At 61.4% G+C, this 20,313-nt stretch carries 18 protein-coding genes; 11 read left to right on the forward strand and 7 right to left on the reverse strand.

The features are described from left to right. The first annotated feature begins 320 nt into the window (after positions 1–320). Complete coding sequence (locus WN982_RS31140) at positions 321–608, forward strand: DUF3331 domain-containing protein (RefSeq protein WP_341319474.1); 288 nt, start codon at positions 321–323, stop codon at positions 606–608. A 1,203-nt stretch (positions 609–1,811) separates the two neighbouring features. After that, a complete protein-coding gene (locus tag WN982_RS31145; protein WP_341315885.1) occupies positions 1,812–4,376 on the forward strand; it encodes an adenosylcobalamin-dependent ribonucleoside-diphosphate reductase in 2,565 nt (854 codons plus the stop codon). 34 nt (positions 4,377–4,410) lie between these two features. Here the strand turns inward: WN982_RS31145 and WN982_RS31150 are convergent, their stop codons facing one another. Next, complete coding sequence (locus WN982_RS31150; protein ID WP_341315886.1) at positions 4,411–5,343, reverse strand: 2-hydroxyacid dehydrogenase; 933 nt, start codon at positions 5,341–5,343, stop codon at positions 4,411–4,413. A gap of 273 nt (positions 5,344–5,616) precedes the next feature. On the opposite strand from WN982_RS31150, the gene WN982_RS31155 reads away from it, so the two are divergent. The 3 genes from WN982_RS31155 (at position 5,617) to WN982_RS31165 (ending at position 8,050) form a co-directional block, all read left to right on the forward strand. Continuing rightward, positions 5,617–7,122, forward strand: coding sequence for a sensor domain-containing diguanylate cyclase (locus tag WN982_RS31155; protein ID WP_341315887.1), 1,506 nt, complete (start codon positions 5,617–5,619; stop codon positions 7,120–7,122). A gap of 134 nt (positions 7,123–7,256) precedes the next feature. Next, positions 7,257–7,598 carry a zinc ribbon domain-containing protein YjdM gene (locus tag WN982_RS31160; protein WP_341315888.1) on the forward strand — a complete coding sequence of 114 codons (342 nt, stop codon included), beginning with the start codon at positions 7,257–7,259 and terminating at the stop codon, positions 7,596–7,598. Between the two features lie 32 nt (positions 7,599–7,630). Further along, complete coding sequence (locus tag WN982_RS31165; RefSeq protein ID WP_341315889.1) at positions 7,631–8,050, forward strand: VOC family protein; 420 nt, start codon at positions 7,631–7,633, stop codon at positions 8,048–8,050. Between the two features lie 18 nt (positions 8,051–8,068). Here WN982_RS31165 and WN982_RS31170 read toward each other — a convergent pair whose 3' ends face one another. Further along, entirely contained in the window at positions 8,069–9,469 is a 1,401-nt protein-coding gene (locus tag WN982_RS31170; RefSeq protein ID WP_341315890.1) for a heavy metal sensor histidine kinase, read from the reverse strand. Then, the gene (locus WN982_RS31175; protein WP_341315891.1) at positions 9,466–10,137 is read right to left on the reverse strand and encodes a heavy metal response regulator transcription factor; all 672 of its coding nucleotides are present in this window, start codon (positions 10,135–10,137) and stop codon (positions 9,466–9,468) included. Before WN982_RS31175 ends, WN982_RS31170 begins: the two co-directional genes overlap by 4 nt. 174 nt (positions 10,138–10,311) lie before the next feature. On the opposite strand from WN982_RS31175, the gene WN982_RS31180 reads away from it, so the two are divergent. From WN982_RS31180 to WN982_RS31190, 3 genes are all read left to right on the forward strand, one after another. Further along, the gene (locus tag WN982_RS31180; protein ID WP_341315892.1) at positions 10,312–10,944 is read left to right on the forward strand and encodes a hypothetical protein; all 633 of its coding nucleotides are present in this window, start codon (positions 10,312–10,314) and stop codon (positions 10,942–10,944) included. 101 nt (positions 10,945–11,045) lie between these two features. After that, entirely contained in the window at positions 11,046–11,678 is a 633-nt protein-coding gene (locus tag WN982_RS31185; protein WP_341315893.1) for a cytochrome b/b6 domain-containing protein, read from the forward strand. Beyond that, entirely contained in the window at positions 11,675–12,448 is a 774-nt protein-coding gene (locus WN982_RS31190) for a molybdopterin-dependent oxidoreductase (RefSeq protein WP_341315894.1), read from the forward strand. The genes WN982_RS31185 and WN982_RS31190 overlap by 4 nt, the downstream gene beginning before the upstream one ends. Positions 12,449–12,472: 24 nt before the next feature. Here WN982_RS31190 and WN982_RS31195 read toward each other — a convergent pair whose 3' ends face one another. Further along, positions 12,473–13,441, reverse strand: a complete 969-nt coding sequence (locus WN982_RS31195) for an AraC family transcriptional regulator (RefSeq protein WP_341315895.1) — start codon at positions 13,439–13,441, stop codon at positions 12,473–12,475. A 319-nt stretch (positions 13,442–13,760) separates the two neighbouring features. Here WN982_RS31195 and WN982_RS31200 point away from each other — a divergent pair, with 319 nt between their 5' ends. Both WN982_RS31200 and WN982_RS31205 read left to right on the forward strand, forming a co-directional pair. Next, positions 13,761–14,813 carry an NAD(P)-dependent alcohol dehydrogenase gene (locus tag WN982_RS31200; protein WP_341315896.1) on the forward strand — a complete coding sequence of 351 codons (1,053 nt, stop codon included), beginning with the start codon at positions 13,761–13,763 and terminating at the stop codon, positions 14,811–14,813. Between the two features lie 832 nt (positions 14,814–15,645). Further along, positions 15,646–16,602 carry a LysR family transcriptional regulator gene (locus WN982_RS31205; protein ID WP_341315897.1) on the forward strand — a complete coding sequence of 319 codons (957 nt, stop codon included), beginning with the start codon at positions 15,646–15,648 and terminating at the stop codon, positions 16,600–16,602. Positions 16,603–16,734: 132 nt separating this feature from the next. On the opposite strand, the gene WN982_RS31210 is transcribed toward WN982_RS31205, so the two are convergent. Beyond that, the gene (locus WN982_RS31210) at positions 16,735–17,793 is read right to left on the reverse strand and encodes an SDR family oxidoreductase (protein ID WP_341315898.1); all 1,059 of its coding nucleotides are present in this window, start codon (positions 17,791–17,793) and stop codon (positions 16,735–16,737) included. Positions 17,794–17,917: 124 nt separating this feature from the next. Here WN982_RS31210 and WN982_RS31215 point away from each other — a divergent pair, with 124 nt between their 5' ends. Then, positions 17,918–18,826, forward strand: a complete 909-nt coding sequence (locus WN982_RS31215; protein ID WP_341315899.1) for a LysR family transcriptional regulator — start codon at positions 17,918–17,920, stop codon at positions 18,824–18,826. Positions 18,827–18,864: 38 nt separating this feature from the next. Here WN982_RS31215 and narI read toward each other — a convergent pair whose 3' ends face one another. Both narI and narJ read right to left on the reverse strand, forming a co-directional pair. After that, positions 18,865–19,590, reverse strand: coding sequence for a respiratory nitrate reductase subunit gamma (narI, locus tag WN982_RS31220; RefSeq protein ID WP_341315900.1), 726 nt, complete (start codon positions 19,588–19,590; stop codon positions 18,865–18,867). After that, positions 19,587–20,306 (reverse strand): nitrate reductase molybdenum cofactor assembly chaperone, encoded by a 720-nt coding sequence (gene narJ, locus WN982_RS31225; protein WP_341315901.1) that lies wholly within the window; start codon positions 20,304–20,306, stop codon positions 19,587–19,589. Before narJ ends, narI begins: the two co-directional genes overlap by 4 nt. Between the last annotated feature and the right edge of the window lie 7 nt (positions 20,307–20,313).

The following is a 20,313-nucleotide window of genomic DNA, read 5'->3' on the forward strand; positions in this document are numbered from 1 at the left end:
GTGCGCGAGCCGACCGGAAAAATGCAAACCCGCTACACTTGCATTGCACGACCGCTCAACAATATTCACATCTTAAAGGAAGCACCGGCGCCCTTTACAGACGGCCGCTCTCGTCGCACTGCATACAACACTACGTTGCAAAAATCCGCGCTATCACAAAATCTGACTCGGTAATGCCCGCGAAACCCCGTCGTTTCGTGTGAATGCGAATGTCAAGTTTCATTGTTGCTAATTCGGGAACAGTGTTTCAACTGCGGCACAATGGCTATCCAGGGCGCGTGGGACTACATTCGGCGGACCACACTACGGAGCCGACCATGATGACCATAGAGTCCATCCCCCTTGACGGTGCCAATGGCGTACGCATCGAGATTCTCGAGCGCTCCGACACCACGCTGGTGATCCGCTGGGTCGAGCCTGGGCGCTGCCATTATGGCGAGCAGCGGTGGCGCCGGCGGTCGGCGCATACTTCCGGTACATGCGCCGTGTCGCGGCGGAAGATTCGCCGCGGAGATGCTGTTTTTAAACCGGCTGAGCGGCCGGCGCCATCTAATGCTTCGGCGATGATTTCAGCTGAGGTGTTGTGCGCTCTCGCTGATGAGGTTTGATTTTTTCGTTTTTCTTCGTTCTTCTTTCTGATTTTGTTTTGTTTTTTTAGTCGTGCAAATGTTGCATGTGGTGGCTTTTTCTGTTTGCCTGCGCGGCGCTTTTTGGTTGTTTGCCTACGGCGTTGCCTTTCCTTGCTTTCTTATTGGTTTATTAGCGTTGCCCCTGTGCGGGGCGGCACCTACTTTTCTTTGCCGGCCTGTAAAGAAAGTAGGCAAAAGAAAGCGGCTCAAACCGCTAATTCTTAAGCGGGTCCCCTGGCTTGGAGGAGGCAGCGGAGCATCTGGAATCGGTGCCCTCGCACATTCAACCTTGGTGACAAGGCAGTCATACTTCCGGCGGCGCTGCGCGCGCCGAAGCGGTACTTCATCAAGCCGCCCGCCGGTTTCAGCGCTCGACGGTACTTCATCAAACCACCTACCAGTTTCGGTGCTCGGTGGTACTTCATCAAACCGCTTGGCGGTTTTGGCGCTCAACGGTACTTCACTAAACCGCTCACTGGTTTCAGCGCCGGCGTCTTGCAACGGGTAGTGGATCGCACTTGTACAATTCGGCGCCTCACCGAGGCAAAGCCGATGGCCCTCACCGCGCACAATCGAGGCCCCTGGTTTCCCGTTCGGACCGTTTCGGCGAGCACGTAGTGCGAGGCGGGAAGAATGATGCCGGAAGCGCACACGCCCCATCGGTTTTGAGAAGCACCGCTGCGGCGCGCGCAGCGCCGCCGGAAGAATGACTGCCTTGTCACCAGCGCGGAGTGTGCGAGAGCACCGATTCCAGATGCACCACTGCCTCCTCCAAGCCAGGAGACCCGCTTAAGAGCTAGCGGTTTGAGCCGCTTTCTTTTGCCTACTTTTCTTTGCGGCCGGCAAAGAAAAGGTGCCCCCCGCACAGGGGGAACGCTAATAAACCAATATCAATTCAAGGAAAGGCCAACGCCGTAGGCAAACAGCCAACAACCAACGGCAACGGCAAACAAGACCAAGACCAAGAAAAAACCACACCGTAGGTACAAAGACAACCCCGCCGGGAGGGCAAACAAAACCAGTCATATTCCCCAAATTGCGACCTTGCGCCACGCCCGCCGCCTGCGTTAATGTGGGCCTCATTGCGGCAAGTCACCCCGACCACGCCACTGGTCGCGCTATAGTGACCCGCAATCCCACCCATCGCGCTGCGAACCCTTCAGCGCTGTTAGAGGCCATACCATGGCAGAAGACACCCCCGAAACCCGCGTAGCAGAGGCAGCGGCGCCCGCTGCTCAACTAGTTGCGCCGCAACAATTCTCCCTCGACGTTCTGCTCGAAAAATACGCGAAAGGCGACGAGCAATCGGCCGACGACGTATTCAAACGCGTCGCCCACGGCGTCGCCCAAGCAGAACCGGAAGCGCTGCGCGAATCGGTGGAAGCAAGCTTCGTCGACAATCTGCGTCACGGCGCGCTCGGCGCCGGCCGCATTATGAGCGCGGCCGGAACAGGCATCGCTGCCACCCTCATCAATTGCTTCGTGCAACCGGTCGGCGATTCGATTCAGGGTGTCGACGAGCAAGGTCTGCCCGGCATCTACGTGGCGTTGTTGCAAGCCGCTGAGACAATGCGCCGCGGCGGCGGCGTCGGTTATAACTTCTCCGCTATCCGGCCCAAAGGCGCGCGCGTTCACACCACCAGTTCGTCGGCGTCAGGACCGTGCAGCTATATCGATGTGTTCGATGCGTCATGCCGCACCGTCGAAAGCGCCGGCTCACGGCGCGGCGCCCAAATGGCGGTGCTGGATTGCAATCATCCCGACCTGCTCGAGTTCATCGAGGCAAAACATTCGAAAGGCCGCTGGAACAATTTCAATGTGTCGGTCGCGGTCACCGACGAATTCATGCGCGCCGTCGAAGAAGATCAACCCTGGCAGCTCGTCCATCGCGCAGATCCGTCGCCCGCGCTGCGTGCCGCCGGCGATGTGCGGCAACGCGACGACGGCTTGTGGGTCTACAGCGAGAAGCCTGCCCGCGAAATCTGGGATCGCATCATGCGCTCCACCTACGATGTCGCGGAGCCCGGCATCGTGTTCATGTCGCGCATGAACGAGGACAACAATCTGCGCGCGCTCGAAACCATCCGCGCCACCAATCCGTGCGGCGAACAGCCGCTTCCGGCGTACGGTTGCTGCAATCTCGGCCCGTTGAATCTCACGCGCTTTGTGATCGATCCGTTCACGCAAATGAAAGGCGGCAAGCCTTCCTTCGACTGGGACGGGCTCGCCCAACGCACGCGCACACAAGTGCGCTTTCTCGACAACGTGCTCGACGTCACGCTGTGGCCGCTGCCGCAGCAATACGACGAATCGCGCGCCAAGCGGCGTATCGGCGTGGGCTTCACCGGGCTCGGGGATACGCTGGTGATGCTCGGCCTGCGCTACAACTCGCAGGAAGGACGCGATTTCGCGGTGCGCATCGCGCGCCTGATGCGCGACGAGGCATATCGAGCGTCGGTGGAACTGGCGCGCGAACGCGGCGCGTTTGCGCTGTTCGACGCCGAGCCCTATCTGGCGGCCGGCACATTCGCGTCGCGTCTGCCCGACGACATCAAGGACGCCATCCGCCGCGACGGCATTCGCAACAGCCATTTGCTGTCGATCGCGCCGACCGGCACCGTCAGTCTCGCATTCGCGGACAACGCGTCGAACGGCATCGAACCCGCCTTTTCGTGGACCTACACGCGCATGAAAGTGATGGCCGACGGCAGCCGCGAATCGTTCGACGTCGAAGACTATGCGTATCGGCTCTATCGCGAACTCGGCGGCGATGTCAAAACGTTGCCGGACTATTTTGTCAGTGCGCTCGACATGTCGGCGCGCGACCATCTCGACATGATGGCCGCCGTGCAGCCTTACGTGGATACGTCGATCTCGAAGACGGTGAACGTGCCGGCGGACTATCCATTCGAAGCGTTCGAAAGCCTCTATTTCGACGCGTGGAAAGGCGGACTCAAGGGCCTCGCCACTTACCGGCCCAACGAAACACTCGGCGCGGTGCTCAGCGTGAGCCCGCAGCAAGCGGACGACACCCTGGCCGAAACGGACCTCGATCCACTGCGCATCGCGATCGACCATCGGCCTAAAGGTGAATTGCCGGCGATCATCGAAAAAGTCGAGTATCTGACGCAAGCCGGCAAAAAATCGCTGTACGTGGCGGTGTCGTTCATTGAAGTGACGGGGCGGCTCGGCGGCGAGGATGTCACGATCGAGCGCCCTATCGAGTTCTTCATTCCGACCGGTCAGCGCGACGAGTCGCAGCAATGGATCACCGCCACGATGCGCTCACTGTCGCTCGCCGCGCGCGGCGGCTTTGTCGCGCGTAATCTGCAGGATATGCGCAAGGTTTCGTGGGATCGCGGGCAGGTTCGGCTCGGTGAGGTGCAGCGGCTCGACGGTCATCGCACGCCGCGTTGGCACGATTCGGAAGTCGCGGCGCTCGCTTTTGCGATCCAGCAGATTCTGCATCGGCGTGGCTTTCTCGACGCCGAAGGCAATCAGGTGCCGTCGCGAATGCTCGCGCGCCTGCCGCGCGGGCAGATGAAGGCCGAAACCGCGCTGGCGGCGGATTTCGGCATACGCCCTCATCCGGGCGACGCTGAAGAGGCCTCCGCGCAACCCGGTGGCGGGCCTGGACTGCACACCATGCTCGGACGCAAATGCGGCTCGTGCGGTGCGAATGCGGTGATCCGCAAGGACGGCTGCGATTTTTGCACCGCTTGCGGCGAAGTCGGCGCGTGCGGGTGAGCGTGCAACGCGCGCCGGAGCACGGCGCGCGGCTTCAGATCGGCGTCAATACCGCATTGCCCGCAAAGTGCCGTGTCGCGTTAGCCAGAAAGTTGTCCACTGAGGCCGTGATCGCTTCCGGCGAGCGGCCGCCCACATGAGGCGTCAACACGACGTTGCGCAGCGCCAGCAGCGCCTCGGGCGGATGCGGCTCGCCCTCGTAGACATCGAGTCCCGCGCCGGCAATCGTCCTCGCGGTCAGCGCCTCTGCTAACGCAGCCGTATCCACCACGCTGCCGCGCGATACGTTGACCACGAAGCCGTTTTCCCCCAGCGCCTCCAGCACGGTCTTGCCGATCAGATGATGCGTGCCGGCGCCGCCGGGCGTCGCCACCACCAGAAAATCGCACCACTGCGCGAGGTCCACGACGCTGTCGAAATAGCGCAGCGACGAGCCTTCGCGCGGCTTGCGGTTGTGATACCCGATTTCCATGTCGAAACCGGCGCCGCGGCGCGCGATCTTCTCGCCGATGTTGCCGAGCCCGACAATACCGAGCCGCTTGCAGGAGACGTTCGGCTGCATCGGCAGCACGTCGCGCCAGATGCCGTCGCGGGTGGCCCGATCGAGTTGCGGTACGTCCCGCACCACCGCCAGCAGCAATGCGAAAGCGTGGTCGGCCACGCAATGATCGTTGGTGCCGGCGCCATTGGCGAGCACGATATCGCGCGAGCGGGCGTGGTCGATAGCCAGATTTTCGAAGCCGGCGCCGAGCGCGCTGACAAATTCGAGCTGCGGCATCCGATCGATTTCAGCCGCCGTCAGACCGGTCGTACCGTTGGTGAGTACGGCACGGATGGTGTCGCCGCACTGCGCGATCGCGGTGGCGCGCTGGGTGGAATCGGGAGCGTAGATGACGTCGAAGGCGGCCTCGACACTGGCGCGGCTTGCTTCGTTCAAGTGAATCAGAACCAGCAGGGATGGCTTCATGACCTGGACGCGTTTTTTTGACGGGAGGTTTAGACAGCACGTGCAGCAGGCGTGAGTTTAACAAGGCATACGCCGGCGCGCTGACAAGCATCGCGAGCGAACATATCCCGCTTGGGGTCTCGCGCATCAACCGTTTTCAGCCGTCTAAAGTCCGCCGCCATCGCGCCGTTATTCCCATAGGTAGAGCAACGCATATGCGCTTCGTGGCACGCCTTTCTGCAACCCGAGCCCGAGCCGTCCTAAAATAGCTCGAACTCCGACCACGGAACCCTCATGCTTGATACCCTCCCGCGCGGCCCAGTGCCCGCCAACGACGCCCCGCAGGAAGTCCCCTTGCGGGACGACTCCGAGATGTTCGAACTCGCGCCCGTCTCGCTCTGGCTCGAAGACTTCAGCGGCGTACGCGCATTGTTCGACACGTGGCGGGCGCAAGGCGTCACGGATCTGCGCGCGCATTTCGCCGAAGACCCGAGCCGCGTCGCCGAATGCGCACATAGCATTCGCGTGATCAAGGTCAATCAGAAGACACTCACGCAATTCGAAGCCACCGACTTCGCCGCGCTCAACGGCAATCTTGCCGCGGTGTTTCGCGACGACATGCTGAAGACTCACCTCGAGGAACTGTGCCAGTTGTGGGCCGGGCAATCGCACTTCACGAGTCAGACGGTCAACTACACGCTCGGCGGACGACGGCTCGACGTGCTGCTCAAGGGCGCCGTGCTGCCCGGCCACGAAGCACGTTGGGACCGCGTGCTCGTTTCGGTCGAAGACATCACCGAACTGGAAGGCGCGCGGCATCGCGTGACGCTTGCCGAACAGTATGTGCGCGGCCTGTTCGAACATTCGCCGGTATCGCTGTGGGTGGAGGATTTCAGCGCCGTCAAGCGCCTGCTCGACGAAGCACGCTCGGCCGGCATCAGCGATTTTCGCGTGTTCACCGACGTGCATCCCGAGTTTGTCGAACGCTGCATGCAGGAAATTCACGTGCTCGACGTGAACCAGCACACACTGGAGATGTTCGCGGCGAAAGACAAAAAAACGCTGCTGGCGCGCCTGCCGGACGTATTCCGCGACGACATGCGCCCGCATTTCCGCGAACAATTGATCGACTTGTGGGACGGCAAGCTATTCCAGCAGCGCGAGGTACTCAACTATTCGCTCGACGGCAACGAGGTGCACGTGCACCTGCAATTTTCGGTGCTGCCCGGTCACGAACGCGCATGGGACCTGGTGCTGGTGGCCCTTACCGACATCACGGCGCGCAAAAAGGCCGAGGCCTATCTGGAATTTCTCGGCAAACACGACGTCCTGACCAAACTGCGCAACCGCTCCTTCTACGTGGACGAACTGAACCGGCTGGAGCGCAAGGGGCCGTGGCCGGTGACGATCGTCATGGCCGATCTGAACGGGCTCAAACGCGTGAACGATCAACTCGGGCACGCCGCCGGCGATGCCCTGCTACGGCGCGCCGGCGAGGTGCTCGCCAAGGCGATGGATACACCGTTCCATGCAGCGCGCATCGGCGGCGACGAGTTTGCGATCCTGATGCCGGATACCGACGAGCGCGGTGGCGCAGCGATGATCGACGCGATCCGCCAACTGGTCGATCTGAACAATCAGTTTTATCCGGGCTCGCTGCTGAGTTTTTCAATGGGCGCGGCGACCTGCCAGCGCGGCGATCGACTCGAAGCCGGCGTGCAGCGCGCCGATCTGCTGATGTATGAGGAAAAGCGCGCGCACTATACGAATCAACAGGGTTCGGCCGCACAGGGCGACTGAGCGCTGGAACGTGGGTCGGCAGCGCGGCACGACGGCGGTCGGCAGCTGGCCGAACGGGTCCGGCCGGGAGCACATCCGCTATAATCGCCAGCCCTGAAGTTGTCCGCGGCAAGCCGCGGTTTGGAAAGAAAATCATGTCGACGATTCCCGCCTGCCCCCAATGCGGCATGGAAAATACTTACCCGGACGGCGACAACTACGTCTGCCCGGATTGCGCTCACGAATGGCCGATGACGAACGCCGCCGTCGCTGACGACGCCGACGACCGCGTCGTCAAGGACGCCAACGGCAACACGCTCGCCGACGGCGACGCCGTGGTGCTGATCAAGGACCTGAAAGTGAAAGGCTCGTCGATCACCCTGAAAATGGGCACCAAGGTGAAGAGCATCCGCCTTGTCGGCGGCGATCATGAAGTCGACTGCAAGATGGACGCTGGCAATTTCATGCTGAAGGCGGCCTATCTGAAGAAGGTCTGACGCACACCTAACGCAACCGAGGAACGGCACCGATGCTTTCCCACGTATTCGTCGGCATTGCCGATTTCGAGCGCGCTTTCGGCTTTTATAGCGTGCTGATGGACACGCTGAATCTGAAGCTGAAGTTCCGCGACGACGACGCGTGCTGGGCCGGCTGGATGGCCGCGGATCAGCCACGGCCGCTGTTTCTGATCGGCAAGCCCTACGACGGCCGACCGGCCGCGGTCGGCAACGGTCACATGCTGGCGCTGCTGGCCACGGACCGCGCGACAGTCGATCGCGCGTATGCCGCGGCACTCGCTCACGGCGGTGCCTGCGAAGGACCGCCGGGATTGCGTCCGCAGTATCACGCGCACTATTATGGCGCGTACTTTCGCGATCCAGATGGCAACAAGCTTTGCGTGTGTTGCCACGAACCGGAAGCACCGGCAGCAAATCCGGCGTCAAACTAAGCGCCAACCAAACGCCAACTAAGCGCGCGGAAAGCGCAATTCGAAGCGCACGACGCCCGGCACCGGGCACACCACGCGTGCGCTGCCGCCATGCAGATGCATGATCGCCTTGACGATCGCGAGCCCCAACCCGTTCGATTCGGTGAACTCACTGCGCGCCGCATCGGCGCGATAGAAGCGATCGAACAGACGGTCCAACTGCTCGCGGGGAATCGGCTCACCGTCGTTTTCGACCGTCACGGTCGCGCCCTGTTCGTCCTGCACGCCGCTCAAACGCACGACCGTATCGCACGCGCCATATCGCACCGCATTGACGACGAGATTGTTGATCGCCCGCCGGCATAGCATAGGATTGACCGACGCCACGCCCTCGGCGTCGACGGTAAAGCGCATGCCGCGCTCGTCGGCGGGACCTTCAAAATAATCTGCGATCCTTACTAGTTCACCGCGCAGATCGACCGCCTCGCGCTCGATCGACAACGTCGCATGATCCGCATGCGCAAGAAACAGAATGTTCTCCGCGATGTGGCTCAAACGGTTCAGTTCCTCGAGATTCGATTCGAGCAATTGCTGGTACTCGTCGGGCTCGCGCGGTTTTGCGAGCGTGACCTGGGTCTGGCCGATCAACGCGCCGACCGGCGTACGGATTTCATGCGCGAGATCGGCCGAAAACTGCGACAGGCGCTGATAGCCATCGGCGAGACGGTCGAGCATGGCGTTGAAGGCGTGCGTGAGCTGGCGCAATTCGACCGGCGCGGCCTCGCTGTCGAGCCGCACCGACAGGCTCGTCGGACTGATCTGCGCCGCACGTGTGGCGATCTCGCGCACCGGCCGCAAGGCGCGGCGCAGCACATAGTAGGCAAGCAGCGTCGCGGCCAGCATGCCGGTCAGGGTCGCGAGCACGATGCGATTGCGGTATGCAGCGAGCATCTGCACTTCATGTGTCATTGGATGTGCGGCGATGACTTCGACTTCGGTGCCGTCCTCGCGCGCCTGGGTCGTGGCGATCGCCCAGTGAACCGGCACGCCGTCCGGTAGCACGGTCTGACGGATGTCGGCGGGGGTCGGCAAGTGCCCCGCCGCGCCGGCCTGCAAAGGCGGCACCGCGACGTTGCCCGGGTTGACGTCGATGAACGGCGCTTCGCCCGGCCTGCGAAACAGCAGCACGTCCTCTTCGGCGCCGAGCATGGTTTCGAACAGCAAGGGCCGATTCTTCAATTCGCTGACCGAGTACAGGTCGCGCACGATCCGGCTGAAATGCTCGACGCGCCCGGTGAGCACCACGTCGGCGCGCTGCCGCAACGACACTTCGGCGGAGTGATAGAAATAAACGCCGAGTGTGCCGATCACCACGCACGCGATCGATGCGAACAGCACCGTGGTGCGGGCCGTCAGCGAACGCCCCGTCCACAGTTTCATGAGCCGTCGCCGAAGGTGTAGCCGATGCTGCGCACCGTATGGATCAGCTTCTTTTCGAACGGATGATCGATCTTGGCGCGCAGCCGCTTGACCGCTACGTCGACCACGTTGGTGTCGCTGTCGAAGTTCATGTCCCACACTTCGGACGCGATCTGGGTTCGCGACAGCGCTTCGCCCTGCCGTCGCACCAGCAGATGCAGCAGCATGAATTCCTTGTTGGTGAGCGGAATCTCCACGCCTTCGCGCGTCACCTTGCGGCGCAATACGTCGAGCTTGAGGTCGGCAATCTCGAACACATCGCTCTCGCGGATCACGCCGCGGCGCAGCAGCGTGCGGATGCGCAACACCAGTTCGGTGAACGAGAACGGCTTGACGAGGTAATCGTCGGCGCCGAGCTCGAGGCCGCGGATGCGGTCGCTGACGTGATCGCGCGCGGTCAGGAAAATCACCGGCAAATCGCGCCGCGCCCGCAAGGTGCGCATGATTTCCCAACCGTCGATGCCCGGCAGCATCACGTCCAGCACCACGAGGTCATAAGGGTGTTCGAGTGCCATATGCAGGCCATCCGTGCCGGTGCGCGCGAGATCGACCGCGTAGCCGCTTTCGCGCAAACCCTTCTTCAGGTAGTCGCCGGTTTTCGGATCGTCTTCGATGACGAGGATGCTCATGATGCTGAATGCTCCAGCCCAGGCGCTGGTCCCCGGGCGTTGGACGTAGATATGGCGGTCATTCTACGTGTTAGCCGCGCGCCGTTCATGACGTTTTTGTCATCCGTCTGTCACCCGCCGGAGCCAACCGCTCGCCTAACCTGCCCCTATCCCTCACCACCCAGGAGCAGATTCATGAAGATCGTTTCCGCGAATGCACTGCGCGCCATCGTCGCCCCTGCACTCGTTGCCGGCACCTTGCTTGCGGCAGGACCGGCTGCGCAAGCCCAGAACACCGCGCCCACCGGCGTGCGCGGCACGGTCACGTCGCTTTCGGGCGATCTGCTCAAGGTTCACACGCGCGACGGCAACGACGTCGACGTGAAACTCGCCAAAGACACGCCGATTCGCGGCGTCGCGATCGCCAACGTGAACGATATCAAGCCGGACAGCTATGTCGGCACGGCCGCCATCCCGCAAGCCGACGGCACGCTGAAGGCGCTCGAAGTGCACGTGTTCCCGGCCAGCATGCGCGGTGCCGGCGAGGGTCACCGCCCCTGGGATCTCGGCTCGAACAGCACGATGACCAACGGCACTGTCGGCTCGCTGGTGGTCAGCAATGGCCGCACGATCACCGTCAAATACAAGGATGGCGAGAAGAAGATCGTGATTCCGCAAGACGTGCCGATCGTCAGCCTCGAATCGGGCGACCGTTCATTGCTGGTGCCGGGCGCGAAAGTCGTGCTGTTCGCGCACAAGGAAGCCGACGGTTCGATGGCGGCGAACTTCATCTCCGCGGGTGAGCACGGTCTGACGCCGCCGATGTAATACGGCTTGACCGGTTATGCAAAAAGGGCCGCGTCCTCCGTTGCTCACGACGCGGTTTCCGATTTCTCCGACTTCATCGGCTTCGTTTAGCACCGTCCACCATGTCTGAACCGCAAAAGCGCCTTGTCGTCCATCCGCTCGTCGTACGAATCACGCATTGGATCAACGCGTTTGCGATGGTCTGCATGGTGATGAGCGGCTGGGCGATCTACAACGCGTCGCCGTTCTTTCCGTTCAGATTCCCGCCGTGGGCGACCGTCGGCGGCTGGCTGGGCGGCTCGATTGCATGGCATTTCGCGGCGATGTGGCTGCTGTGCGCGAACGGCCTGCTCTATCTGGCGTATGGCATCGGCCGTGGGCATTTCCGCCGCAAGCTCTTGCCGGTTCGTCCACGCGATGTGGTGCGCGACGCGGCGCTGGCGATGCAATTCAAGCTGTCGCACGATACCGGCAAATATAACGCGGTGCAGCGCACGCTATATCTGTTCGTGTTGCTGCTCGGCGTGCTGCTGGTCGCATCGGGACTGTCGATCTGGAAACCGGTGCAGTTTTCGTGGCTCACCGCGCTATTCGGCGGTTTCGATTTCGCGCGGCGCGTGCATTTTGTCGCGATGGCGGGCGTGGTCGGGTTTGTCGTCGTGCATCTGGCACTGGTGCTGCTGGTGCCGCGCACGCTGCTGCCGATGTTGACCGGCCGCGCCAAACACGCCGCGCAGGAAGGGACCCGAGCATGAGCACATCCAAACCAGCAGGCGCGCGCGAAAAACGCATCGTTCTAGCTGACCATCAGCCGCAAATCGAGCGCTTGCAGCGGCGCCTGTTCCTGCGCTCGTCGCTGTCGATCGGCGCACTCGCGATGCTGTCCGGCTGCAACATACAGGACGGCGATTCGGCCGACAAGGTGCTGTGGGCCATGTCGCGCTGGAACGATCGCGTGCAAGCGTGGCTCTTCGACCGTAACAAGCTCGCGCCGACCTATTCGGCGAGCGAGATCACCAACCCGTTTCCGTTCAACGCGTTCTACTCCGAGTTCGACGCGCCGGACATCGACGGCTCGACGTATCAGTTAGAAGTGTCGGGATTGGTGTCGGACAAACGCTCGTGGAATCTCGATCAACTGCGCGCGTTGCCACAGACTTCACAGATCACGCGCCACATCTGCATTGAAGGATGGAGCGCGATTGGGCAATGGCGAGGCATACCGTTTCGCACATTCCTCGAACGCATCGGCGCCGATCTGACTGCGCGCTATGTCGGCTTCAAATGTGCGGACCGCTATTACTCGAGCCTCGACATGGCGACGGCGCTGCATCCGCAAACCCAACTGACGCTCGATTTCGGCGATGCGCCGCTGCCCGCCAAGTACGGCTATCCGTTGAAGCTGCGCGTGCCGACCAAACTCGGCTTCAAGAATCCGAAGCACATCGCGGCGATTTTCGTCACCAACACCAATCCGGGCGGCTACTGGGAAGACCAGGGGTATAACTGGTTCAGCGGCTTATAAATCTTGAGAGAGTGCGTGCTTCGTTTATACGGCCGTCACGTATCGTTCAACCGGCTTGACCACGCGCGGCGGCGGCGCGTCGTACACGGTACGCATGCGTTTGACTTCGTCGACCGGGCTGAGGCCGAACAGGCGCTTGAACTCGCGGCTAAATTGCGACGCGCTTTCGTAACCGACTCGCGCCGCGGCTGCGCCTGCGTTCAAACCATCCTGCACCATCAGCAAACGTGCATGATGCAAACGCGTGGTCTTCACGTATTGCATCGGCGAGGTAGACGTCACGGCCTTAAACTGCGCATGAAACACCGCGAGGCTCATACCTGCTTCGGCGGCCAGCGTATCGACATCGAGCTGACCATGATAGTCGGCATGAATGCGCCGTAGCGCCTTTGCGATGCGGCCGAAATGATTCTGATGCGTGAGCGCCGCGCGAATCGCATCGCCCTGCTCGCCGGTCAGCACGCGATAGCAGATTTCGCGGACCACGCCTGGCGCCAGAATGCGCGCATCGAGTGGCGAGGCCAACGCTTCCATCAGCCGCTGCACCGCATTGCTCAGGGCCGGATCGAGCGGCGTCGAATAGATGCCGAGCGGCTCGTTCTGCGCGGCACCTTGCGCTTCGTTCAGCGCCATCAACAACTCGGCCACCATGGTCAGATCGACGCGCACCGAGATGGCGAGAAACGGCTCCTCCGGGCTCGCTTCCGTCTCGCATTCGAACGGCAGCGGCACCGACAGTACGAGGTACTGTTGCGCGTCGTACTGGAACACCTGCTCGCCGATGAAACCGCGCTTGCGGCCCTGGCAGACGATCACGATACTCGGCTCGTAAAGCACGGGCCTTCGTTGCATCGGGTGATTGGCGCGTAGCAGACTGACGCCCTCCAGACTGGAGCGCGTAACGCCCTCGACGGGCGCCAGCGCATCGAACAGTGCGGCCAGACGCCGCTGATCGGGATTGGCGGAAGCGGGTTCAACGGAAGGTGTGGACATGACGATATGGTGACGCACGAGAGAATAGTGCTTGAAATTTAGCACCAAACATCCTACCGCGCTGCTCGCCAGGAGTTTTAGGCAAATCTTCAAGACATTCAGGTATTCCCGGGCTCGCTCCCGGCTCCTACTATGGGAACCCTGCCGGATCATCTTTTTCCGCGCTGCGCCGGACTCGGTTGGCGAATCACTCATTCGGTGAATTTGCCGGCCGCCGCCGGCGCCGTGATCCCGGTTCCTGACAAGGATTGGCCGCATCGGCGACGCGTGTCGCCATCGTCGGCGCCTTGTGACATCCCCCTCTTTGCTGGAGTTACCCATGAGCACGACTTATGCCTATGCAGCGACCGACGCCACCGCGCCGCTCGCCCCGTTCGAACTTCAGCGTCGCGAACTGCGCGCCCATGACGTGCAGATGGAAGTCCTGTTTTGCGGCGTGTGCCATTCCGATTTGCATCAGGCACGCAATGAATGGAAGAACACGGTTTATCCGGTCGTACCGGGCCACGAAATCGTCGGCCGCGTGACCGCGGTTGGTGCGGACGTGACGAAATACAAGGCGGGCGATCTGGTGGGCGTGGGTTGCCTGGTCGATTCGTGCCGCACGTGCGCGAGTTGCGAGGAAGGTCTCGAACAGTATTGCGAGAACGGTTTCGTCGGCACGTATAACGGCGTGGACCGTGTTGACGGACAGATCACTTACGGCGGCTATTCGACGCAATTAGTGGTGGACGAAGCGTTCACGCTACGTGTGCCGAAGAATCTCGACCCGGCGGGTGTTGCGCCGTTGCTGTGCGCCGGCATTACGACTTATTCGCCGCTGCGGACCTGGGGCGCCGGACCTGGCAAGAAAGTCGGGATTGTCGGCCTGGGCGGCCTGGGCCACATGGGCGTGAAGCTGGCGCGCGCGATGGGCGCGCATGTGGTGTTGTTTACGACGTCGCCTTCGAAGATCGAGGATGCCAAGCGGCTTGGCGCACATGAAGTTGTCATTTCCCGGAATCCGGAAGAGATGCAAGCTCATCTGAATAGCTTCGATCTCATTCTGAATACTGTGGCTGCGCCGCATGATCTGAATCCGTTTTTGAATTTGCTTCGACGTGATGGGACGATGACGTTGGTCGGTGCTCCTGAGCATGATCATCCGTCGCCGCAGGTGTTCAATTTGATCTTTAAGCGCCGCCGGCTTGCTGGGTCGTTGATCGGCGGGATCGCCGAGACGCAGGAGATGCTGGATTTCTGTGGCGAGCACGGGATTACTTCCGATGTTGAAGTTATTCCTATGCAAGGGATTAATGAAGCATACGAGAGGATGCTTAAGAGCGATGTTAAGTATCGGTTTGTGATTGATCTGGATTCCCTCCGGAAGTAGTTGTTTTTTTGCCTATGCGGCGCTTATTTCTGTGTGCCTACGGCGTTGGCCTTTCCTTGATTTGATATTGGTTTATTAGCGTTCCCCCTGTGCGGGGGGGCACCTACTTTTCTTTGCCGCCGCAAAGAAAAGTAGGCAAAAGAAAGCGGCTCAAACCGCTAATTCTTAAGCGGGTCCCCTGGCTCGGAGGAGGCAGTGGTGCATCTGGAATCTGTGCTCTCGCACATTCCACGTTCGTGACAAGGCAGTCATCCTTCCCGCCTCGCGCTGCGCGCTCGCCGGAACGGTTTGCCAGGCAAACCAGTGGCTTCGCTTTGGTTCAGCGGGGGCAATCGGCTTCGCCTCGGCTAGGCACCGGAATTTTGGAGTGCAAGACACCACACCAAGCGAAACGTCGCCGCTGAAACTGATGGGCGGCTTTGTGAAGTAACACCGAACGCCGAAACCGCCAGGTGATTTGACAAGTTACAGCCGAGTGCCGAACCACCAGGCGGTTCGATGAAGTACCGCTGCGGCGCGCGCAGCGCCGCCGGAAGTATGACTGCCTTGTCACAAACGCTGAATGTGCGAGAGCACTGATTCCAGATGCTCCACTGCCTCCTCCAAGCCAGGGGACCCGCTTAAGGGTTAGCGGTGTGAAGCCGCTTTCTTTGCTTACTTTCTTTGCGGCGGCAAAGAAAGTAAGTGCCTGCCCCGCACAGGGGCGACGCTAATAGACCACTAAGAAATCAAGGAAAAGCCAACGCCGTAGGCAAACAGACAACAAGCGCCGCCTAGGCAAACAGAGAAAGCCACCGCAAAGGCAAAACCCCAAACCGAATGGAGTTGAACCGTGATTGACAGAATAACTGCAATGCGCACCTTCATCCGTATCGTGGATACAAACAGCTTCACCCGCGCAGCGGAGTCCTTAAACATCCCGAGGGCGACGGCGACAACGATCGTCCAGAACCTGGAAGCAATGTTAGGCACCGCCCTACTAACCCGTACGACGCGACGCCTGAGCATCACCCCGGAGGGCGCCGCCTACTACGAACGTTGTGCGCAAATCCTCGCCGACATCGACGAAATGGAAGCAAGCCTCCGTCATGCAACGGACAACCTGACCGGTCGTCTGCGCATTGAAATGCCCGGTGCAGTGGCAAGCGTCCTCGTCCTCCCGGCGCTGGAGGACTTCCACGCGCGCTTCCCTAACCTCGATCTGGCCATCGGCATCAGCAACCGCGCAGTGGATCTAATAGCAGAAGCGGTCGACTGCAGTATCCAGCTAGGCGAATTGCCAGATTCGAACCTGATCGCGCGACAGCTGGGAACCCTCGAGCACGTGACATGCGCAAGCCCCGCCTATCTGGCGCGTCACGGCACGCCGCTGAATCTCAGCGACTTGACAGAACACGTCGCGGTAAATTGCATGTCGCCACACACCGGCCGCGAAGTGGACTTCGACTTCGAAGTGGATGGCGAAGCGCAGAATGTAAAGGTAAAGGGCTTCGTCAAAGTCAGCGACGAGCAGGCCTATCTGACCTGCGGCCTGCAAGGCCTGGGCCTGATACAACCCGCGCGAATCGCCGCTCAGCCCTACCTCGACTCGGGACAGTTGCGCGAAGTGCTGCCGCAATGGAAACCGGTGCCCATGCCGGTCTCGGTCGCGTATGTGAAGAATCGCCGCGTGTCGCCGCGCGTGCGGGCCTTTGTCGACTGGCTCGCAGAACTGTTCGAGCAAGCCGAGCACGTCGATCAGGACCTCTCGCGCGTCCGTCAGTTGTTGCGCGGCCTGCATCCCGCTTAACCGCAACTGTGCGGGCTCGATGCAGACTCGCAGCTGAACGAACGCGCTAGTTCGGTAGTGTGACCGGCACCGGCCGCGTCAGCAAATCGACGTAGAAATTGAAAAAGCTCGGATCGTGCGCAACACCGTAATTCATGGAATCAGCTTCCTGCGTCTGAGGTCATCGAAAATGCCTATAAACATCGTTTCGGTATCGATAAATTCATGAAAACCGAATCGGCGCGCTTTCGAGCCGTCGCCGAACATGTCGTAATCCCACGAGAAAACGAAATCGGCAAAACGCCATGATGAGACGTCTTGATACGGCACCGCCTGCAAGCCATGTTTCGCGGCGATTGCGTTCCATAAGGGTTCTTTATCGGCCATGACCGTATCGAGCGACATCGGCAGCGGCGGCGCCACATCGAGTTCGAAATAACGGGCGATCTTCGGCCACATATCGTTCCAGCGGAACAGATCGCCGTTGTGGATATTGAACGCATGGTTCGCGGCGCGCGGCTCGGTCGCGGCCCAGATAGTTGCGTGCGCAAGCAAGCCGGCGTCGGTCATTTCGAGCAGCTTGTCATAAGCGCCGGGTTTTCCGGGAAAGCGCAACGGCAAGCCGAGTTCTTTCGACATCGATGCATACACGGCAATCGCCACCGCCAGATTCATCGGATTGCCAAGCGCAAAGCCGCCCACCACCGAAGGCCGGATCGCCGACCAGCTCCAGCGTTTGCCCTTTTGCCGCGACTCGAGAAACGTCTGCTGGTCGAACATGAACTCGGGCGGCATGAAGTGCGCATCGTCCTCGCGCGCCGGCGTCTTGAAGGGGCCGAGATGGCCGCCGTACACCTTGTAGCCCTGCATCAGACTCACGTGCTGCAGGCCCGCCGCCGCTGGTTCGATCGCGTCGATCACGTTGACCAGCATCGCCAGATTTGGCGGCACCAGTTCGGTCCAGGTGGGGCGATCCTGGTAGGCGGCGTAGAACACGTGCGTGACATGATCGAGCGAGCGCAACTTGGCCTGACTATCGGGAGAATCGAGCAGATCGACTGCGACGTACTGCACTCGTTCCTTTGCTACGCCCCCGCGACGCGCGAGGCCAATGACCTCCCAGTCGTCAAGTGTTGCCAGATGATCGACCAGATTGCGGCCGATCACGCCCTGTGCGCCCACTACCAGAGCGACTTTCTTTGCTACGTTCATTGTCATGCTCCCGATAAAACTTTTCGTTGCGACGGCCCACGCCGTGCGGTAATTGAAAGATATCGTCGCGACAGCGCTTTCGGTAGACTGCCGGGTGGCATATCACCTGTGAATTGAACTCACGATGGCACGTTTGGATGTGAACCGTTCCGGCGAACTCGAAGTGTTCGTGCGTGCGGTCGAACTGGGCGGTTTTTCGGCAGCGGCGCGCGCGTTGGGGATGACCCCGTCCGCAGTCAGCAAACTGGTGGCGCGGCTCGAAGCCCGGCTGGGTGCGCGCCTCGTGAACCGTTCGACGCGCAATCTGCAACTCACGCCCGAAGGCTGCGTGTTCTACGAACGCGGCGTGCGCGTGCTCGCCGAACTCGACGAAACCGAGCGCGGTGCGGCCACCGGCGCAACGCTTCGCGGCCGTCTGCGCGTGCACGCGAACGTGCCACTCGGACGGCACTACCTGCTGCCGCTGGCGCCTGCGTTTCTCGAAGCGTATCCCGACATCACGCTCGATATCGTGCTGACCGATCAGGTTGTCGACTTGCTGGAGCAGCGCACCGATGTCGCGCTTCGCAGCGGTCCGCTGAAGGACTCGCAACTGGTGGCGCGCAAGCTGGGCGATGCAAAAATGGTGATTGTCGGTGCGCCGGCCTATCTGGCACGCCATGGCACACCGCAGACTCCCGCTGATTTATCGGCGCACAACCGGCTCGGCTTTGGTTTTGCAAGGACTGCAAACGGCTGGCCGTTGCTCGACGGCGAACAACGCAGGATCGACGTGCCGGTCGAAGGCAACGCGCAGGTCAGTGACGGCGAAACGCTGCGCCAACTGGCGCTGGCCGGCGTGGGACTCGGCCGCCTTGCCGCCTTTCAGGTGCGTGAAGACGTGGCCGCCGGCCGCCTCGTCGTGCTGCTCGAAGCGTTCAATCCCGGCGACACCGAGCCGGTCAACGCGCTCTATCTCGGCCATGGCGGCCATCTGCCCGCGCGCGTGCGCGCTTTGCTCGATTTTCTGGTGGAGCGGATGCGCGTCGACTGACACGCGCATCCACCTTATGACGCAGATGCGGCGCAGGCTCAGGAACGCCGTGGTGGCCTATTCTGCCCCGCGGGCACATTCAGGCGCCGATCGCGCACCACCTGCCACGGCCGCAGCAGGTAAGCAATCGACGCGAAGCCGCTCCATATATGCACTAGGCGCGTGAACGGAAACACCAGAAACAGCGTCATGCCGAGGAACATATGGGCCTTGAACACCCAGCTCGCTTCACTGATCAGCGCCGCGGCGCCGCCCTGGAACGTGACGATGTGCTGCGCCCAGCCGGCGAACTTCATCATCATGCTGCCGTCCAGATGTTGTGCTGACATCGGGATCGTGCCGAGGCCCAACACCAGTTGCACCCATAACAACACCAGCAGCACGATATCGCTGGTCTTCGAATGGGCGCGGATGCGCGTATCGCCGAGCCGGCGAATCAACAGCATCGTCACGCCGATAAACGCCAGCGTGCCTGCTATTCCGCCCGAGACCATCGCCATGACCTGCTTCGAACCGGCGCTGATAAACGATTCGTAGACCACATGCGGCGTCAGCATGCCGAAGAAGTGGCCGAACATCAGGAACAGCACGCCGACGTGGAACAAATTGCTGCCCCAGCGCAGTGCACCGGTGCGTAGCATCTGCGACGAGTCGCTTTTCCACGTGTACTGATCGCGGTCGTAGCGCAGCAAACTGCCGACCAGAAACACGGCAAGACAAACGTACGGATAGATGCCGAATAAGAGCGTATCGAGGTAGTTCATACAATGGCGTCCTTGGACCGGCGTGGCGACGCAGCGTCACGCCGAACGATCTGGATGGGCTGGACCTGAGGCGCGGCGCTCTGGCCCGCCGCCGAACAGCCGTCGAAGACGAGCGGCTCGGCCCATTGCTCGTCGAGGGGGCCCTCCGCGGGTGCTTCGGGCACGGTCTCGGGCGGCTGCACGGGTTCGCTCGCGAGATCGAGCGCCGCTGCTACCACCGCCGCATAGGGGCTGTGTAGCCGGGCCAGCGCCGCATGAATCGACTGCAACAGATGCGCCATTTCCGCGAGAAATTCACGCGCGACCTCATAGGGTTGCGTCGACGCGAACTCCAGCACAACCGGCAAGTAGTCAGGCAATTCGCCTGCTTCGAGCAGCAGCCCCTCCTGCGCGTAGGTTTGCTGCAGATCGATCATGGCCGGGCCGCGGTCGCGCGAATCGCCATGCACGTGTTCGAACAAATGAAGCGACGTACGGCGTCCGCGGTCGAACGTGTCGACATAGCGCGCTTCCGCTTCGAGCGGTTCGCTTTGCCGCAAGTCCGCGATCAGCAGGAGAACGGCATCGCGACGCTCGGCCGGCAACACCGTATCGCGTTGTAGAGCCGTTTCCAGTTCCGGCAATAGCGCGCGCAAAGACGCGTCCGGATAGCTCAGCAGCGCAGCGAGTACACGCGCCGCAACCGAGTGACGTTCGGGATTGAATTGATTAGTCATCGCTACA

The sequence above is a fragment of the Paraburkholderia sp. IMGN_8 genome (assembly GCF_038050405.1).
Lineage (GTDB): Bacteria > Pseudomonadota > Gammaproteobacteria > Burkholderiales > Burkholderiaceae > Paraburkholderia.

Coding starts and splice junctions, on each gene's coding strand:
- WN982_RS31210 (WP_341315898.1), bottom strand. CDS start 17,793: ATGAACGTAGCAAAGAAAGTCGCTCTGGTAGTGGGCGCACAGGGCGTG.
- WN982_RS31145 (WP_341315885.1), top strand. CDS start 1,812: ATGGCAGAAGACACCCCCGAAACCCGCGTAGCAGAGGCAGCGGCGCCC.
- WN982_RS31150 (WP_341315886.1), bottom strand. CDS start 5,343: ATGAAGCCATCCCTGCTGGTTCTGATTCACTTGAACGAAGCAAGCCGC.
- WN982_RS31190 (WP_341315894.1), top strand. CDS start 11,675: ATGAGCACATCCAAACCAGCAGGCGCGCGCGAAAAACGCATCGTTCTA.
- WN982_RS31180 (WP_341315892.1), top strand. CDS start 10,312: ATGAAGATCGTTTCCGCGAATGCACTGCGCGCCATCGTCGCCCCTGCA.
- WN982_RS31140 (WP_341319474.1), top strand. CDS start 321: ATGACCATAGAGTCCATCCCCCTTGACGGTGCCAATGGCGTACGCATC.
- narJ (WP_341315901.1), bottom strand. CDS start 20,306: ATGACTAATCAATTCAATCCCGAACGTCACTCGGTTGCGGCGCGTGTA.
- narI (WP_341315900.1), bottom strand. CDS start 19,590: ATGAACTACCTCGATACGCTCTTATTCGGCATCTATCCGTACGTTTGT.
- WN982_RS31185 (WP_341315893.1), top strand. CDS start 11,046: ATGTCTGAACCGCAAAAGCGCCTTGTCGTCCATCCGCTCGTCGTACGA.
- WN982_RS31215 (WP_341315899.1), top strand. CDS start 17,918: ATGGCACGTTTGGATGTGAACCGTTCCGGCGAACTCGAAGTGTTCGTG.
- WN982_RS31200 (WP_341315896.1), top strand. CDS start 13,761: ATGAGCACGACTTATGCCTATGCAGCGACCGACGCCACCGCGCCGCTC.
- WN982_RS31155 (WP_341315887.1), top strand. CDS start 5,617: ATGCTTGATACCCTCCCGCGCGGCCCAGTGCCCGCCAACGACGCCCCG.
- WN982_RS31170 (WP_341315890.1), bottom strand. CDS start 9,469: ATGAAACTGTGGACGGGGCGTTCGCTGACGGCCCGCACCACGGTGCTG.
- WN982_RS31165 (WP_341315889.1), top strand. CDS start 7,631: ATGCTTTCCCACGTATTCGTCGGCATTGCCGATTTCGAGCGCGCTTTC.
- WN982_RS31195 (WP_341315895.1), bottom strand. CDS start 13,441: ATGTCCACACCTTCCGTTGAACCCGCTTCCGCCAATCCCGATCAGCGG.
- WN982_RS31175 (WP_341315891.1), bottom strand. CDS start 10,137: ATGAGCATCCTCGTCATCGAAGACGATCCGAAAACCGGCGACTACCTG.
- WN982_RS31160 (WP_341315888.1), top strand. CDS start 7,257: ATGTCGACGATTCCCGCCTGCCCCCAATGCGGCATGGAAAATACTTAC.